17 protein-coding genes are annotated in these 15901 nt (G+C 72.9%); 4 read left to right on the top strand and 13 right to left on the bottom strand.

From position 1 onward, the window contains the following. Positions 1 to 5: 5 nt before the first annotated feature. The 3 genes from VFV89_RS12380 to VFV89_RS12370 are packed head-to-tail and all read right to left on the bottom strand — an operon-like array spanning position 6 to position 2624. Complete coding sequence (locus VFV89_RS12380; RefSeq protein ID WP_329706249.1) at positions 6 to 701, bottom strand: peptidylprolyl isomerase; 696 nt, start codon at positions 699 to 701, stop codon at positions 6 to 8. Positions 702 to 723: 22 nt separating this feature from the next. After that, complete coding sequence (locus tag VFV89_RS12375) at positions 724 to 1785, bottom strand: alanine racemase (RefSeq protein WP_329706248.1); 1062 nt, start codon at positions 1783 to 1785, stop codon at positions 724 to 726. Beyond that, entirely contained in the window at positions 1782 to 2624 is an 843-nt protein-coding gene (locus VFV89_RS12370; RefSeq protein WP_329706247.1) for an aldo/keto reductase, read from the bottom strand. The genes VFV89_RS12375 and VFV89_RS12370 overlap by 4 nt, the downstream gene beginning before the upstream one ends. Before the next feature lie 23 nt (positions 2625 to 2647). On the opposite strand from VFV89_RS12370, the gene VFV89_RS12365 reads away from it, so the two are divergent. After that, positions 2648 to 3430 (top strand): pentapeptide repeat-containing protein, encoded by a 783-nt coding sequence (locus VFV89_RS12365; RefSeq protein WP_329706246.1) that lies wholly within the window; start codon positions 2648 to 2650, stop codon positions 3428 to 3430. A 53-nt stretch (positions 3431 to 3483) separates the two neighbouring features. On the opposite strand, the gene VFV89_RS12360 is transcribed toward VFV89_RS12365, so the two are convergent. Next, the gene (locus VFV89_RS12360; protein WP_329706245.1) at positions 3484 to 3945 is read right to left on the bottom strand and encodes a hypothetical protein; all 462 of its coding nucleotides are present in this window, start codon (positions 3943 to 3945) and stop codon (positions 3484 to 3486) included. A gap of 36 nt (positions 3946 to 3981) precedes the next feature. Next, positions 3982 to 5790 (bottom strand): ABC transporter ATP-binding protein, encoded by a 1809-nt coding sequence (locus tag VFV89_RS12355; protein WP_329706244.1) that lies wholly within the window; start codon positions 5788 to 5790, stop codon positions 3982 to 3984. 98 nt (positions 5791 to 5888) lie between these two features. On the opposite strand from VFV89_RS12355, the gene VFV89_RS12350 reads away from it, so the two are divergent. Continuing rightward, entirely contained in the window at positions 5889 to 6311 is a 423-nt protein-coding gene (locus VFV89_RS12350) for a MarR family transcriptional regulator (protein ID WP_329706243.1), read from the top strand. Positions 6312 to 6711: 400 nt separating this feature from the next. Here the strand turns inward: VFV89_RS12350 and VFV89_RS12345 are convergent, their stop codons facing one another. The 4 genes from VFV89_RS12345 to VFV89_RS12330 form a co-directional block, all read right to left on the bottom strand. After that, positions 6712 to 7383: a DJ-1/PfpI family protein gene (locus VFV89_RS12345; protein WP_329706242.1), complete on the bottom strand. Its 672-nt coding sequence runs from the start codon at positions 7381 to 7383 to the stop codon at positions 6712 to 6714. Positions 7384 to 7446: 63 nt separating this feature from the next. Further along, on the bottom strand, positions 7447 to 8604 hold the full coding sequence (locus VFV89_RS12340; protein WP_329706241.1) for a pyridoxal phosphate-dependent aminotransferase: 1158 nt from the start codon (positions 8602 to 8604) through the stop codon (positions 7447 to 7449). Between the two features lie 33 nt (positions 8605 to 8637). Continuing rightward, entirely contained in the window at positions 8638 to 9630 is a 993-nt protein-coding gene (locus VFV89_RS12335; RefSeq protein ID WP_329706240.1) for an N-acetylglucosamine kinase, read from the bottom strand. Then, on the bottom strand, positions 9621 to 10874 hold the full coding sequence (locus tag VFV89_RS12330; protein WP_329706239.1) for a 6-phospho-beta-glucosidase: 1254 nt from the start codon (positions 10872 to 10874) through the stop codon (positions 9621 to 9623). Before VFV89_RS12330 ends, VFV89_RS12335 begins: the two co-directional genes overlap by 10 nt. A gap of 154 nt (positions 10875 to 11028) precedes the next feature. Between VFV89_RS12330 and VFV89_RS12325 the strand changes: the two genes are divergently transcribed. After that, a complete protein-coding gene (locus VFV89_RS12325) occupies positions 11029 to 11385 on the top strand; it encodes a VOC family protein (RefSeq protein WP_329706238.1) in 357 nt (118 codons plus the stop codon). Between the two features lie 50 nt (positions 11386 to 11435). On the opposite strand, the gene VFV89_RS12320 is transcribed toward VFV89_RS12325, so the two are convergent. From VFV89_RS12320 to VFV89_RS12305, 4 genes are all read right to left on the bottom strand, one after another. Beyond that, on the bottom strand, positions 11436 to 11702 hold the full coding sequence (locus VFV89_RS12320) for an SHOCT domain-containing protein (protein ID WP_329706237.1): 267 nt from the start codon (positions 11700 to 11702) through the stop codon (positions 11436 to 11438). A gap of 98 nt (positions 11703 to 11800) precedes the next feature. Next, the gene (gene argS, locus VFV89_RS12315; RefSeq protein WP_329706236.1) at positions 11801 to 13522 is read right to left on the bottom strand and encodes an arginine--tRNA ligase; all 1722 of its coding nucleotides are present in this window, start codon (positions 13520 to 13522) and stop codon (positions 11801 to 11803) included. Positions 13523 to 13531: 9 nt separating this feature from the next. Further along, positions 13532 to 14428, bottom strand: coding sequence for an alpha/beta hydrolase family protein (locus VFV89_RS12310; RefSeq protein WP_329706235.1), 897 nt, complete (start codon positions 14426 to 14428; stop codon positions 13532 to 13534). After that, entirely contained in the window at positions 14425 to 15225 is an 801-nt protein-coding gene (locus VFV89_RS12305) for an SAM-dependent methyltransferase (RefSeq protein WP_329706234.1), read from the bottom strand. Before VFV89_RS12305 ends, VFV89_RS12310 begins: the two co-directional genes overlap by 4 nt. A gap of 80 nt (positions 15226 to 15305) precedes the next feature. Here VFV89_RS12305 and VFV89_RS12300 point away from each other — a divergent pair. Continuing rightward, a partial coding sequence (locus VFV89_RS12300) for a winged helix-turn-helix transcriptional regulator (RefSeq protein WP_414690378.1) occupies positions 15306 to 15901 on the top strand: 596 nt, incomplete at its 3' end.

The following is a 15901-nucleotide window of genomic DNA, read 5'->3' as shown; positions in this document are numbered from 1 at the left end:
GCGGCTCAACGCCAGCCGACCGACCTGATCGTGACCTTCTCGGCCGGCGCGGTCATCCCGCCCGGACCGGGGACGGTGCCCTTGGCGGCGAGGTCCTTGATCGGCGCGAGCGAGTCCTCGTCGACCGAGCCGAACACGGTGTAGTCGGGCGGCAGCGGCGAGTCGTCGTAGACGATGAAGAACTGCGAGCCGTTGGTGTCGGGACCGCGGTTGGCCATCGCGAGGACGCCGGGCCCGTAGGTCTCGTCGCCCTTGGTCTCATCGGCGTAGGTGTAGCCCGGGCCGCCGCTGCCGGTCCCGCTCGGGTCGCCGCACTGCAGGACCGCGATGCCGTTCTGGTCGAGCGTGGTGAGCCGGTGGCAGGGGCTGTCGTCGTAGTAGCCCTGGGTGGCCAGGGACACGAAGGAGTTGACGGTGCACGGCGCACCGGTCGCGTCGAGGGTGATCTTGAGGTCGCCCAGGCTGGTCGAGAGCGTCGCCGGGACGTCGCCACCGACGGTCGGCCTGCTCGGCGGCGGGTCTACCTTCCGCGCCGCCGGGATCTGGTCGTCCGCCGGGTAGTCGCAGGTGACATCGGCCGGTTGTGCGCTGCCGCGGGGACTGCCGCTCCCGCTGCCGTCGCTGGCCTTGTCGTTGTCGCCGCAAGCGGCGAGAGAGGCGGTGAGCAGCAGGACGAGGACCGGGAGGAGGCGCTTCGACACGCGGGCGATCCTAGGAGTGCCGTCAACTGTTCCGGCCACGGGCGGCCACCGCCCACGACCGGAGCTCGCCGTCCTCCTCCACCCAGAGCTCGTCGGCGAGGTTGACCGCCGCGCAGCAGTGGTTGGGCACGACAGCGACCTGCTCGCCGACCGGCGGGAGCGGGGCGCCGGCGAAGTCGACCACGGCATGATGCTCGGACAGCTGCACGACCCGCGCGTCGGGGTGGTCGAGGAGCCGGCCGGCGCCGGTGCTGTACGCCGCACGGTCCGCGGCCAGCGCCTTGCTCCCCGAGTCGAGGACCGCCCGGCCGCCGGCGTGGCTGACGACGGTGGCCCGGCAGGTCAGCGCGATCGACTCCAGCGCCATGGCGCCGAGCTCCCACTGCTGGGCGTCGCCGAAGACGTAGACGCCCGGCCGGGCCTCGGTGAGCACGCCGACGTCGGTGTGCGCGAAGCTCGGCGTGGAACCGCCGCTCACCACGGCCACCTCGAGTCCCTCGCCCTCGACCGCAGCCCGGGCCGCGGCCAGCGCCCGGCCCTCGTCGGCCGCGGCCGAGGCCGTCCGGTCCGGGTCGTAGCTGTGCCCCGGGAAGGTGAACACGCCCCGGACCCGTGCCCTGGCGGCGGCCGCCGCGGCCGCCACCGCGCCGGCCTCCCCGGGCAGGCAGCCGGTGCGGTGCTGGCCGCTGTCGACCTCGACGAGCACGTCCACGGCGTACGGTCCAAGCAGCCGGCCCGCCCGCGTCGCTGCCTCGACCGAGTCGACCCCGATCGCCGCCCGGCACCGCTCGGCCAGGGCCCGGAGCCGCGCGGTCCGGGGCTCGTCGAGGTGGAGCGGGTAGGCCACGAACAGGTCAGTGACGCCGTGCTCGGCCATGACCTCCGCCTCGCCGACGGTCGCCACGCACAGGCCGACCGCGCCGTGGTCGAGCTGGAGCCGCGCGATCTCGGCCGTCTTGTGGGTCTTGGCGTGCGGGCGCAGCGCGACGCCGTTGGTGGCGGCCCACTCCGCCGCGCGCCGCAGGTTGTCACGGAGCCGGTTCGGGTCGACGGCGAGGTAGGGGGTCGACGGCCCGGTGGTCACATCTCCTCGTGCGTGTCCGGGTCTCCGCCGAAGAGCCGGCCGTCGGGCCGGGCCAGGCCGGTGATCGCCGTCATCTCGTCGTCGGTGAGCTCGAAGCCGTCGAGGTCGAGGTTCTCCCGCTGCCGCCCCGGGTTGCGCGACAGCGGGATGGGGAGGTTGCCGAGCTGGAGCTGCCAACGAAGCACTACCTGCCCGGGCGAGACCCCGTGCGCGGCGGCCGCGGCCGCGACGACCGGCTCCTTGAACGGCGCCTGGCGCTTGCCCATCGGGCTCCATGACTCGGTCACGATGCCGAGCCGCTCGTGGACGGCGCGCATCTCGGGCTGCGGCCAGTAGGGGTGCAGCTCGATCTGGTTGAGCACCGGGGTCACGCCGGTCTCGTCGATCACCCGCCGCAGGTGCTCCTCGGTGAAGTTGGAGACGCCGGGGGAGCGGACCAGCCCGTCGTCGCGAAGCTTGACCAGGGCCCGCCAGGTCTCGTGGTACTTCTCGTGCCGCGGGTTGGGCCAGTGGATGAGGTGCACGTCGAGGCGGTCCAGGCCGAGCCGCTCCAGCGACTCCTTGGTGCTGGCGAGCGCGTCGTCGTACGCGTGATGGCGCCCGGGGATCTTGCTCGTGACGACGATCTCGTCTCGCGGGATGCCCGAGCGCCGGATCGCCTCGCCAACCTCGGTCTCGTTGCCGTAGTTCACCGCGGTGTCGATCAGCCGGTAGCCGTTCTCGAGCGCCTGGGTGACCGCGGTGACCGCCTCCTCACCGTGCAGTCCGGCGGTGCCGAAGCCGATGGGCGGGATCGTGGTGCCGTCGTTGAGCTGTCGTGGGGTGGTCGAAAGTCCCATGGGTGCAAGGTATCCATGTGCCGATGACCACCCTCGAGCCGGACTGCGCGCGCTGCGTCGGGCTCTGCTGCGTCGCGCTGCCGTTCCGGCCCTCGAGCGGCTTCTCCTTCGCAAAGGACGCCGGCGAGCCGTGCCGCCACCTCGACGCGGCCTACCGCTGCTCGATCCACGCGACCCTGCGCGAGTCGGGCATGGGCGGCTGCGTGTCCTATGAGTGCTTCGGCGCGGGACAGCAGGTGAGCCAGGTGGTGTACGCCGGCCGGAGCTGGCGCGACTGCGCCGACGGGGGTGCCGAGATGTTCTCGGTCTTCTCCGTGGTCCAGCGGCTGCACGAGATGCTCGTGCTGCTCGACCAGGCCGGCGTGCTGGCGCCCGGACCGGAGGTGTCCCAGCTGAGGCGGCGGGTCGAGGCCCGCACGTCGGGTGACCCCGCCTTCATCCTGGACACCGATCTCGACCGGCTGGCGGCTCTCGTCGGAGAGCTGCTGCGTGGCGTGAGCCGCTCGGTCCGCGGCGACGGTCCGTCGTACGCCGGGCACGACCTGGTCGGACAGGACCTCCGGGCCACCGATCTGGCCCGCGCGGATCTGCGCAGCGCGCTCCTGGTCGCCGCCGACCTCCGCGAGACGGTCCTGGACCGCACCGACCTCCTCGGGGCCGACCTGCGCGATGCCGACCTCTCCGGCGCCGACCTGTCGACCGCACTGTTCGTGACCCAGCCGCAGCTCAACGCCGCCCACGGCGACGCCGCCACCGTGCTTCCTCCCGGTCTCCGCCGGCCTCACTCCTGGCCCGCGGCGGGATAGTCCCAGACGTTCCCAACGGCGCTCCCCGGCATTTGTGTTGGGAAGGTCTGGGACTATCCCGGCGGGTGGCCCTGTGGACCGCTGTCGTCGGGTACGGCGGTGTGGTCGGGGTGGCCGCGGGTGCGTTCGTGCTCCTTCATCTCGGCCTCGAAGACGTGCCGCCTGCCCTCGAGCAGCTCCTCGCGAGCCGCTCTCTCGAGCTCGCGGAACGGCGTCCAGTAGGTCTCGTCGTACTCCTCGACGATCTGGAAGCTCCAGCGGCCGTGCAGCAGGTTGCGCCCGAACAGCTCGGACCGGGCCCGGTCGGCCAGCTCGCCGTGGCCGGCCTCGCGCAGCAGGTCGATCGCCTCGCCCAGGGTGCGATCGGCGGTGCCGGACATCCGGTGGAAGGCATAGAGCCGGCCGCGGGCGATCTCGACCGCCTCGAGCGCCTCGGACAGCCGCCCGAGGGCCTCGACAGTCGTGTCGGTGACGCCCTCGGGGCGGCGGTGCTGGGGGAGTGGCTGGTCGGTCATGGCGGTGCGGTACCCCGTCGACGAGATGCGGGGGGGTCACGCCGCGAGGGCGGCGTACCGCCCCGCCTCCTCGAGCAGCTGCTCGTGGGTGCCGCTCTCGACCACGCGTCCGTGGTCGAGGACCACGATCTGGTCGGCGTGGCGGACCGTGGAGAGCCGGTGCGCGATCGTGATCGTCGTCCGACCCTCGGAGAGGCTGTCGAACGCCTCCTGCACCGCCCGCTCGGTCTCGGTGTCCAGCGCACTGGTCGCCTCGTCGAGCACCAGGATCCGCGGGTTGCGCAGCAGCGTCCGCGCGATCGCGATGCGCTGCTTCTCACCACCGGAGAACCGGTGCCCCCGCGAGCCGACCACGGTGTCGTAGCCGTCCGGCAGCGACGCGACGAGGTCGTGGATCCGGGCCGCGCGGGCCGCGGCCTCGATCTCGGCGTCGGTGGCGTCGGGCTTGGCGTAGCGGAGGTTCTCGCGCACCGTCGTGTGCAACAGGTAGGTCTCCTGGCTGACGATGCCGACGATGCGGGCCAGGTCCGTGAGCCGGATCCGGCGTACGTCGACGCCGTCGATGGTCACCACGCCCGAGGTCGGGTCGTGGAGCCGGGCGACCAGAGAGCCGAGCGTGGTCTTGCCGGAGCCGGTCTCGCCGACCAGGGCGAGCGTGGTGCCGGCCGGTACGTCGAGGTCGACATCGGCCAGCGCGGGCGTCGGGGCGTCGTCGTAGGAGAACCCGACGTGCTCGAAGCGCACGTGGCCCCGCACCTCGGATGGGTCGATGTCGACGGGATCGGCCGGCTCGTCGATGTCGACGGGCAGGTCGAGGTACTCGAAGACACGCTGGAAGAGCGCCAGCGAGCTGACGACCTGGACCCCGGTGTTGAGCAGCCCCATCAGCGGGCGGAACAGCTGGCCCTGGAGCGCGGTGAACGCGATCAGCGTCCCGATCGTCATCGTGCCCCGGGTCATCGGCAGCCCGGCGCTGAGGTAGATGACCGCGGGGATCGCCGCGAACAGCACGCTCATCGACGCCATCCGCCAGCGGCCGGCCAGCGACGAGCGGAGCTCGAGGTCGATCAGCCGCGCGCTCGACTCGGTGAAGCGCCGGACCAGCGCCGGGCCGGCGCCCATGGCCTTGGCCAGCTGGACGCCGTTGACCGACAGCCCCTCCTCGATGGTGACGTTGAGGTCGGCGAGCTCCTTCTGCTGGGCCGAGGTGATCTCGCGCCGCATCCGGGCCACCCGGCGGCTGAGCCAGACGGCCGGAGGCATGACGACCAGCGAGATGAGCGAGAGCCGCCACGACAGGGCCGCCATCGCCACCGCGGTGGCCACGGTGGTGGTGAGGTTGGAGGCGATCGAGGTCGCGGTGGAGGTGACGACGCCCTGCATGCCGCCGACGTCGTTGGTGATCCGCGACTGCACCTCACCGGTGCGGGTGCGGGTGAAGAACGCGATCGACTGCCGTTGCAGGTGGGTGAAGACATCGGTGCGCAGGCCGTGCATGACCCGCTGGCCGACCTGGGTGCTCACCCAGGTCTGCACGACGCCGAGGACCGAGGTGACGGCTGCAACCGCGACCATCCCGAGCGTCAGCAGGACCAGCAGGTGTAGGTCCTGGTCGGGCAGGGCGACGTCGATGACGCCGCGGAGCAGGAACGGAGAGGCCAGCCCGACGACGGACGAGGCGACGATGATGCCGACGACGCCGGCGACCGACCCGCGGTACGGCGTGAACAGCCGGGCGATCCGGCGCAGAGACACCTCGCGGGCCTGCTGCCGCTCGGCCGCGCTCGGCCGGTCGGGGACGCGGAAGCGGCCGCGCCCGGCGGTGGGAGAGGTGGCGGAGTCCATGGGGACCTCCTTCGGGAAAGTCTGTGGAGGCCTTGGGCTCATTTAGTGAGGTAGCCTCATCATGAGGTTACAACATCAATTCTTGCTACTCTGTTCCCGTGGCTCCCGACCTACCCGCCGACTCCCTCGGCGAGGCCTTCGGTGCGGTGGCCCGCCGGTTGCGGGCCGCCTCGATGACCGCGTTCGCTGCCCACGACGTGACGCCGTCGCAAGTCCGGGCGATCCGGGTGCTCGACACGCACGGGGGAGTGCGGGCCAAGGAGCTCGCCGAACACCTGCGGATCGCGCCGCGGTCGGCCACCGAGGTGGTCGACGCGCTGGAGGCCAAGGGGCTGGTCTCGCGGACCCCGGACCCGACCGACCGCCGGGCCACGCTGGTCGCGCTCACCGACCGGGGTCGCCAGCTGTCCGAGGAGGTACGCCGCCTCCGGGGCGCGGAGTCGGAGAAGCTGTTCCGGCGGCTCTCGGCCACCGACCGGGCCGACCTGGCGCGGATCCTCGGGAAGCTGTCCGAGGACTGAGAGCGGCGTCCCACCGGCCGTCGGCCTTGGCGGCCTCGACCTCGGCGATGCCGGGCGGCTGCATCCGGCCGGCGGCGGTCAGCTCCGCGACCTTGCGCACGTTGAGCGCGGACCAGTTGCTGCGTGGGCGGCGGGGGACGTACTTCTGCAGATACCAGCTCTCGTCGAGGGACCGCCGCTGACCTGAGACCCAGCCCCAGCAGAGCCCGACGTCGACGGCCTCGTCGCTGGTCATCGACGCGATGCCGGAGGCCACCTTGGCGAGCTTGAGCCAGACCCCGGCCCGCTCGTGGTGGTGCTCGGCCAGCCAGCGGTCGAACGCGTCCGCGTCGCGGAAAGGCAGGACGGGAGCGCCGTCCTCACCCGGGGCCTTCACCGCACCGAACCTAGAGGACCGGGGTCATGCGGGCGGCTCCCAGAACTCCGGGATCGCTCCGTGCGGGCGCCCGAGCTCGACGGCGCGGCGCACGACGTCCGCGGAGGCCTTGGCGAGCGATCCGCTGTCATGGGGAGGGTGCGGGTCGTACTCGGTCACCAGCTGGATCGCCTGGGCGGTGGTCGCGTCGCTGAGCCGCTCCGCCAGCACCAGCGCCATGTCGATCCCGGACGAGACGCCCGCGGCGGTCATCACGTGGTGGGCCTCGTCGACGACCACGCGTTCGTGCGACGGGGTCGCGCCGAGCTGGGGGAGCAGGTCGAGGACGGCGAAGTGGGAGGCCGCCGGGGCCCCCTCGAGCAGTCCGGCGTGGGCGAGCAGCAGCGACCCCGAGCACACCGAGGTCGTCCAGGTGGTCGTCGGGTGCACCTGCCGGAGCCAGCCGATCAGAGGACCGCCGAGCGCCTCGCCCGTGCCGGGCCCACCAGGGACCACCACGACGTCGGGCGAGGTGCACTCGTCGTACGTCGTGGTGGCGACCAGGTCGGTCCGGGCGTCGCTGCGCACCGGCCCGGTGGCCGCGCTGACCAGCTCCAGCCGCGCGTCCGGGAGGAACCGCAGCACCTCGATCGGGCCGGCGGCGTCCAGGAGGGTCATGCCCTCGTAGAGGGCGACGGCGATCTGCAGCTTGCTCACCCGAGCCACCCTAGAACGCGCCCAGGACGCCCCAGGACGCCCCCAGAACGCCCCTAGAACGCCTTAGAACGCCGCTGCGAACCGCTCTCGCAGGTCGCCGAGCCGCTCGACCGGCTCGTTGGCGAAGACCAGCCGCAGGTAGTTCGCACCCGACGGGCCCCAGCCGTCCATCGGCGTCGCGGCGACCCGGCCGCGCTCGAAGAGGCGCTGGGACGCCTCGGCCGGTGACAGGCCGAGGCGGGTGGTGTCGATGAGCAGCGACCAGCCGCCGTCGGGCCGGACGAGCGGCTGGTCGGACAGCTGGTCGAGGACCGTCTCGCAACGGGCCTGCCAGGTCGCGGTGGCCGCGGCCACGTCCGCGCCGGCATCCGCGGCGTCCAGCGCGGCCGCCACCGCCTGCTGCGCGATGCCGACCTGGCACACGACGTTGGTCATCCCGACCAGCGCGATGTCGGCGAGCACGGGCGCCGGTGCCACGACCCAGCCGACCCGCCAGCCGATCATCCGCAGCTCCTTCGAGGCCGAGCCGACGGTGATCACGCGGTCACCGAGTCCCGGGTGCGCGGCCGGGTGCACCGACGGGAGCCCGTCGAACCGGATCCGCTCCATCGCCGCGTCGTAGAGCACCCAGGCGCCGTTCGCGACCACCGGGTCCGCCAGCGCGTCGAGGTGGCTCTGGTCGAGGACCATCCCCGTCGGCATCGCCGGTCCCATCAGCAGGACGGCGGCGGTCTGCGGGCCGACGGCCGCGGCCAGCCGGTCCGGGTCGGTGCGCCACCCCGCAGCGGACGGCTCGGCCGGAACGTGCACCGGCACCGCACCCGCCAGGCGCACCCGGTTCACCAGGCCGGCGTAGATCGGGTCGGACAGCACGACCTCCGAGCCCGGCTCGGTCGTGGCGAGCAGGGCGTTGAGGATGCCGTTGAGCCCGCCGGCGACGCTCACGCACTCGGTGTCCGCGTCGTAGGGGCGGCCACTGATGCGGCTGACGTGGGCCGAGGCGGCGCGCCGCAGCGCCTGGTGGCCCTCGAACGGCAGGTAGCTGTTGGCGTCGTCCTCGTCGACGGCGGCCCGGGTGCGCTCGACGGCGATGGCAGGGGGCCGCAGGTCGGTGTCGAGGTTCTCCATCCGCAGGATCTCCGGGTCGGCCGCCGCGTCTGCGCGGTCACCCATCACGTTGACCCCGATGCCGGGGATGTGCGCCAGCCTGCTCACCGTCATCGGCCCACTCTGGTCTACGGCGCGCGGGTGTGGCTACGCCACCGTCTGCCGGAACGATTCGCGCAGCCGCTGCGCCGCAGACGGTGCCGCTCCGATCCGGTCCAGCCCGAGCAGCGCGGCCCCGACGATGGGCGGGGTCGCGACGACCCGGGCCACCGCGTGCGGCGCCCGGACGGCGAGGCCGCGCCCTATCTCGTCGAGCAGCAGCCGGCGACCGGCCGTGAGCACGCCCCCGCCGAGCAGGACGTCGATCGGCTCGTCCAGCACGCCCAGCCGGCGGATCGCCGTCGCGGCGAGGGCGACCACCTCGGCGGCCTGGCGGCGGACCACGTCGGCGGCCACCTGGTCGCCGCCCTCGGCCACGTCGAAGAGCAGCGGCGTCATCGCCATGCACTGCTCCTCGGTGAGCGCAGCGAGGTGCACCGCCTCGATCAGCTCGGCCATCGAGACCAGCCCGAAGTGCCCGGGCAGCGCGCTCTGCAGCGCGGTGACAGGACCCCGGCCGTCCTCGGCCCGCGCCGCCCACCACATCGCCTCCTGCCAGAGGTGGCCACCGCCGCCCCAGTCGCCGGAGATGTGGCCAACCGCCGCGAACCGCACCGTGGTCCCGTCGGGCAGCAGCCCCGTGCAGTTGATGCCCGCGCCGCAGACGACCGCCACGCCGCGGCTCGCGTCGGTGCCCGCCCGCAGCAGGGCGAAGGTGTCGTTGACGACCTCGTGCGCCGGTGCCCAGCCGGTCGCGGCGATGGCTGCCTCGAGGGGCTCGTGCTCGACGGGCAGGTCGGCGTTCGCGAGGCAGGCGGCGACGTGGCGGACCGAGACGGTCCCGGCCCGGGACAGCGCAGTTGCGACAGCGGGCGCGATCGAGGCGACGGCCGCAGTCGCGCCCACCACGTGGGGCCTGAACGGTCCGCCCCGGGCGCTACCGAGCAGCTCGCCCTCCGCCGAGACCACGCACACGTCGGTCTTGCTGTTCCCGGCGTCGATGGCGAGGACGCCCGCGACGACACCTGGGGTCAGGCCCACGGCAGGTACTCCCGGTTGTACGCGATGAGCCGGTCGGTCAGCCCCTCGGCCCGGTCCACCTGCCCGACCAGCGGGTGGGCGAGGAGCGCCTCGAAGACCCGCTGCCGACCACCGTGCAGCGCGGCCTCGAGTGCGAGCTGCTCGTAGGCCGTGACGTGCGCAACGAGGCCGGCATACAACGGCTCCAGTGGCTCCAGCGGCACGGCGGCCACGTCGTCGCGGGACACCGATGCCGGGACCTCGATGACCGCGTCGTCCGGGAGGAACGGGAGGGTGCCCCCGTTGCGCAGGTTCACGACGTAGCGTCCCGGCGCGTCCCCCAGCAGCGCGGCCGCGAGCTGCACCGCGGCCTCGGAGTAGAACGCGCCGCCCCGCTGACCCAGCAGCTCCGGCTTCTCATCCAGCGCGGGGTCGGCATAGAGCTCCAGCAGCTGCCGCTCGATCTCGGCCACCTCGGCCGCCCGCGACGGTGCCGCACGCTGCTCGCGGACCACCTCGTCGTGGGCGTAGAAGTAGCGCAGGTAGTAGGACGGCACCACCCCGAGGGCCCGGAGCTGGTCGGCGGACATCCCGACCGGCGGGGCGATCTCGTCGACGTGCTCGGCCAGCAGCTCCGGCAGGCGGTCCACACCGTCGACCCGCGCCGCGCGCTCCCAGGTCAGGTGGTTGAGCCCCACGTGGTCCAGCTCGACCGACTCCGGGGGCACGCCCAGCAGCGCGGCGAACCGGCGCTGGAACCCGATGGCCACGTTGCACAGCCCCACCGCGCGGTGCCCGGCCCCGAGCAGCGCCCGGGTGACGATGCCGACCGGGTTGGTGAAGTCGATGATCCACGCCTGGGGGGCCGCCGCGCGCACCTGCTCGGCCAGCTCCAGCACGACCGGCACGGTGCGCAGCGCCTTGGCCAGCCCTCCGGCACCGGTCGTCTCCTGACCGACGCAACCGCACTCCAGCGGCCACGTCTCGTCCTGGTTCCGCGCGGCCTGGCCACCGACGCGCAGCTGCAGCAGCACCGCATCGACCCCGTCGAGCGCCGGCTCCAGGGACGTGGCGGTGGTGAGCCGCCCGCGGTGGCCCAGCCGCGCCAGGATCCGGCGGCCGAGGCCGGCGACCAGCTCCAACCGCTCGGCCGCCGGGTCCACGAGCACCAGCTCGTCGATCGGCAGGGTCTCGCGGAGCCGGCCGATGCCGTCCACGAGCTCCGGGGTGTACGTCGACCCGCCGCCGACGACCGCGATCTTCATCCTTTGACCCCCGTCAGCATGACGCCTTCGATGGACGCCTTCTGGGCAAGGGAGAAGACCAGGATGGTCGGCGCCACCGGGATGATCACCAGCGAGACTGGCACCGCCGACCCGGCCCCGCAAGAGCCTCGGGGACCGGTGCCATTGTGGGTCCATGAACGATGAGCAGCGGGGCGTGAGGCTGCCGGCCCTGTTCGCCGGGATCTCGGTCGCCGACTACCCGGCCGCCCTCGCGTGGTACGAGCGGCTGTTCGGGCGACCACCCACCTTCCACCCCAACGACCACGAAGCGGTGTGGGAGGTGGCCGAGTGCAGGTCGGTCTACGTCGAGCACCGCCCCGAGCACGCCGGCCACGCGCTGGTGACGGTGTTCGTCGACGACCTGGCCGAGCGGGTCGCCGCCATCTCCGAGCGGGGGATCGAGCCGCACCTCGACGAGACCTACGACAACGGGGTCCGCAAGGTGACCTACCGCGACGAGGAGGGCAACGAGATCGGCCTCGGCGGCTGAGCCTGGATCCAGGCTGAGCCCGGATCAACCGGATCAACGAAGAGCCCGGGTCACCGCCGGGTGTGGAGCAGGGCGCGCCGCTGCAGGAACTCGTCCTCGTCGATCTCCCCGGCCGCGAAGCGGCGCTGAAGGATGCAGTCCGCCTCCGCGTCCGGGTCGTCGGGTCGGCTCGGCGAGGGACCGGTGGTCCCGGACCGGAGTCCCGTCGTGACGACCAGAGCGGCGACCGCTGCGGCCACGAGCGTGACGATCACCACGAGTGCGAGCCAGCCACCGCCGCCGGTCATGCCCCAGCCACCGTCGTGGTCCCACATCATCGCCATCACCTCGCAGGTCGTGCTCCTTCCTGCTTCCTACCGGTCGACCGGGCCGGCCCACGAGTGGGAAAGGTCCCGCGAGCCGAGGGCCTTGGACCTCACATCCGCTCGGGCGCCTCGATGCCGAGCAGGCCGAGCCCCTCGACGAGCACGGCCAGGGTGAGCCCGCAGAGAGCGAGCCGGGACGCGCGCACGCCGGGCTCGGCGCTCAGCACCGGGCACTCCTCGTAGAAGACCGAGTAGGCGCGCGCCAGGTCGTAGAGGTGGGCGCAGAGCCGGTGCGGCTCGAGCTCGGCGCCCACCTGAGCCACCACGTCCCCGAAGTCGAGCAGCCGCAGGGACAGCACCCGCTCGGATGGCTCGACGACGTCGATGGCCGGCCCGGGCTGCTGGTCGCTGCGACGCAGGATCGAGCGGATGCGGGTGGCGGCGTACTGGAGGTAGGGCCCGGTGTCGCCGGTGAGCGCGGTCATCCGGTCGAGGTCGAAGACGTACTCGCTGTCGTGGGCCACCGACAGGTCGGCGTACTTCACCGCGCCCACGCCCACTTGCGGTGCCACCGCGGCCCTGATGGCCTCGTCGAGGTCGGGGCGCGACCGGTCGAGCACCTCCCGGGCGGCGGCGACCGCCTCGTCGATCAGGTCCAGCAGCCGCGGGGGAGCACCGGACCTGGTCCGCAGCAGCTTGCGGTCGGGGCCGAGGACGTTGCCGATCTGGACGTGCACCGGGTCGAGGCCGGCGGGCAGCCATCCGGCCATGCGCGCGGTGTCCCAGACCATCCGGAGGTGGAGTGCCTGCGGCGCGCCGATGACGTAGAGCAGCCGGTCGGCGTGCAGCTCCCGGACGCGGTGGCGGATCGTGGCGAGGTCCGTCGTCGCGTAGCCGTAGCCACCGTCCGACTTGCGGATGATGAGCGGGACCGGCTTGCCCTCGCGGCCGGTGTAGCCGTCGAGGAAGACGCAGAGGGCACCCTCGCTGGTCGTGGCGATGCCCGCAGCCTCGAGCTCGTCGCACAGCTGCGCCAGCTCGGTGTTGTACGTCGACTCGCCGGCCAGGTCGGCGTCGGTCAGCGTGACGCCGAGCCGGCGGTAGACGAGGTCGAAGTAGCGGCGCGACAGCTCGACCAGCTGGCGCCACAGCCGCAGCGTCTCAGCGTCGCCGGCCTGCAGCGCGACCACCCGGTCCCGGGCCCGGGTCGCGAACGCCGCATCGCCGTCGAAGCGCTCGCGGGCCACTTGGTAGAACGCGTTGGGGTCGGTCTCGAGCAGGTGTGCCTCCGCGCTGTCCTCGCCCACGTCGAGCAGGTGCTCGATCAGCATCCCGAACGGCGTGCCCCAGTCGCCGACGTGGTTCTGCCTGATCACGGTGTGGCCGAGCCGCTCGAGCGTGCGGGCCAGCGCGTCGCCCACGATCGTCGTGCGCAGGTGACCGACGTGCATCTCCTTGGCGACGTTGGGCGCGGAGTAGTCGATGACGACGCGCTTTGGCGACTCGCGGGGGAGTCCCAGCCGCTCGTCGCCGGCCAGCCTGGTCGTCTCGGCGGAGATCCACCCGTCGCTCAGCGTGAGGTTGAGGAAGCCCGGCCCGCTGACCTCGACGATGCTGCACACGTCCCGCAGAGCCAGGTGGTCGAGCAGCCGCTGCGCCACGTCCCGGGGCGGCAGGCCGAGGCGCTTGGCCAGCGCGAGCGCCGCGTTGACCTGGACGTCGGCGTGGTGGCTCGGCCGCAGGACCGGGTCGGTGCCGGCGTACTCCTCACCGAAGGCCGCGACGATCGCCTTGGAAACGCGCGGCGCCAGCACGGACAGTGGTGAGGACACCCCGTGACACTAGTGATCACGCACGAGTGATCGCGCGAGGCGGTCGCGCCGCAGGTGCTGCTCGAAGAAGCGGACAGCGTCGACGGCCACCTGGTCGCGCGCCACGGTGCGGTCCGGTGTGAAGGCCGCGATGAAGTCGGCGTGGTCCACGCCTGGCCCGACTGCACTGCCTCCGGCCCCCGGGATCAGCTCGACGTAGGGGCGGACGTCCCGCTCGAACGGGTTGGTCGCGTCGGCGTCGCCCCAACGGACCTCCACCGGCACGCGCACGCCCCCGAGGCTCTCGCGCGTCAGCAGCGCTCCCATGCCGGGCGAGACGAGGAACGCCGCCGCGACCCGCGGGTCGGAGACGTCGGTACCGGAGGACTGCGCGACGGCGGCGAGCGCGTACGGCGAGTAGGTCTCGCGGAGCTGCTCGAAGGCGTCCGGGAGCTGGTCGATCGGGGGGAGGGGCACGCGACCGGCGAGGATCGCAGCGACGGCGTCGGGGTCGAGACGGGGTCCGGTCAGCGCGGCGGCGGTGTAGCCGCCGATCGAGAAGCCGGCCACTCCGACCCGCTCGTGCCCCAGCCCCAGGGTGTCCAGCACGAACGAGATGTCGCGCGGCCGCTCCCAGGCGAACAGGAAGCCCTCCGGCAGGTAGCCGTCGACGTAGCTGTTCCCGTGGTGGTCGAGGCTCAGCACCGAGAAGCCGGCGGCCGCGAGCGGGCGCGCCAGCCAGCCCATCTCCTTGCCGGAGCCGCCGGTCCCGTGGGAGATGACGACGAGCGGAGCGCCGCTGCCGGTGTTCTCAGGCGCCCAGTCGTAGACCCGGACCGGGCGACCCCGGCCCGGCTCGCGGAAGTGTGGCCGGGACTCGTCGACCAGGTCCCGCGCCGCGGGCTCGGTCCGGTCCTCGGCGGTCACGACCGGGACTGTAGCGAGGTGGTGAAGCAGCCCTGCCAGACCTGGACCGAGCCGTCCGCCACGGCGGCGGCGTAGTTGAGCACCCGGGTGTAGCCCTCGTCGAGGAGCATCGGCAGTGCCGGTCCGCCGGGTCCGCCCGCGGCGTACGTGCGCTCGAACCAGTCGCGCGCCCACCCGCTCCGGTCGGTCCACGACTCGACGACGAAGCCGGCATCCTCGACCGCGCGACGCAGCTCCTCCTGGGGGACCACGAAGCTGTCGCTGCCGTCGAGCGACCAGGGCATCGGCCAGGTGAGCTCGCTGCCGGGCTGCTGACACACCTCCCAGACCGCGAGCCGCGCTCCGGGGGCGAGCCGCCGCGCGATCTTCCTGAACCAGGCCGTCTTGTCCTCGACGTTCATCTGCACGTGCATCGTGATCGCGGCGTCGAACGGTGCGCCGTGGTCGAGGTCGGCGATGTCGACGTGCCTGAACTCGACGAGGTCCTCCAGTCCGGCCCTGCGCGTGAGGTCGCGTGCGGCCTCGACGTAGGCGGGGGCGAGGTCGACGCCGAGGACCCGGGCGCCGGTACGCCGCGCGACCTGCCGCGCCGGTCCGCCGAACCCGGAGCCGACGTCGAGGACCAACGCGCCCGCGTCGAGGTCGAGGCTCGCGACCAGCAGGTCGACGGCTTCGGCGCCGCCGAGGTGGAACTGGTCGAGGTCGTCCAGCGCTCCGTCGGCCGACGGGTCGAGGTTCGTCGCGTCGCGGAGCAGCTCTGCCACGGTCCCGGAGACAGCTGGTTCGTCGTAGGTCATGCCCCAACTCTTGCCTTGCGGCTTTAGTTTTTCAACTGGATAGACAGGAAAGTAAAGCGTAGTGGCCTAGGATGGGCGTCGTGCGCAGCTACGGCCAGTACTGCTCGATCTCCCGGGCACTCGATGTCGTGGGGGAGCGCTGGACGCTCCTCGTCGTGCGCGAGCTGCTGCTCCGCGGGCCCTGCCGGTTCACCGATCTGCGCAACGGGCTGCCCGGCGTCGCGACGAACCTGCTGTCGAGCCGCCTCAAGGAGCTGGAGGAGGCCGGGATCGTCACCCGCGAGGAAGCGCCGCCGCCCGTCGCGACGGTGCTCTACGCGCTGACACCGGCGGGAGAGGCCCTGGCACCCGTGCTGCGGTCACTGGGGAGCTGGGGGCTGCACCTGATGGCGGAGGAGAAGGCCGGCGATGCGGTCCAGCCGCACTGGCTCACCTACGCCGTCGAGTGGTTCTCGGCCGTCGACCCCGGCGGGCCGCCCACGATCATCCAGCTGGACGTCGACGGGATCGCGGCCGTCGTGGACATCACCGACGGCGTCGTCCGGGCGCGCACCGGCCGCGCCGAGAAGGCCGACCTGACGATCGCCGGCCCGCCACGCGCCGTGCTCGGGCTCCTGCTCGGGATGTTCGACATCCGGGCCGCCGAGCAGCTGGGGCTCACGCTGACCGGTAGCCG

This window comes from Nocardioides sp. (assembly GCF_036274455.1).
Lineage (GTDB): Bacteria > Actinomycetota > Actinomycetes > Propionibacteriales > Nocardioidaceae > Nocardioides.
Note: the sequence above shows the minus strand (reverse complement) of the source record. Positions and strands in the feature narration are given on the sequence as shown.

Bases quoted from the DNA above. Each gene is read 5' to 3' on its own strand.
- VFV89_RS12355 (WP_329706244.1), bottom strand. From the start codon at position 5,790: ATGGACTCCGCCACCTCTCCCACCGCCGGGCGCGGCCGCTTCCGCGTC.
- VFV89_RS12320 (WP_329706237.1), bottom strand. From the start codon at position 11,702: ATGATGTGGGACCACGACGGTGGCTGGGGCATGACCGGCGGCGGTGGC.
- VFV89_RS12325 (WP_329706238.1), top strand. From the start codon at position 11,029: ATGAACGATGAGCAGCGGGGCGTGAGGCTGCCGGCCCTGTTCGCCGGG.
- VFV89_RS12370 (WP_329706247.1), bottom strand. From the start codon at position 2,624: ATGGGACTTTCGACCACCCCACGACAGCTCAACGACGGCACCACGATC.
- VFV89_RS12330 (WP_329706239.1), bottom strand. From the start codon at position 10,874: ATGAAGATCGCGGTCGTCGGCGGCGGGTCGACGTACACCCCGGAGCTC.
- VFV89_RS12305 (WP_329706234.1), bottom strand. From the start codon at position 15,225: ATGACCTACGACGAACCAGCTGTCTCCGGGACCGTGGCAGAGCTGCTC.
- VFV89_RS12365 (WP_329706246.1), top strand. From the start codon at position 2,648: ATGACCACCCTCGAGCCGGACTGCGCGCGCTGCGTCGGGCTCTGCTGC.
- VFV89_RS12340 (WP_329706241.1), bottom strand. From the start codon at position 8,604: ATGACGGTGAGCAGGCTGGCGCACATCCCCGGCATCGGGGTCAACGTG.
- VFV89_RS12360 (WP_329706245.1), bottom strand. From the start codon at position 3,945: ATGACCGACCAGCCACTCCCCCAGCACCGCCGCCCCGAGGGCGTCACC.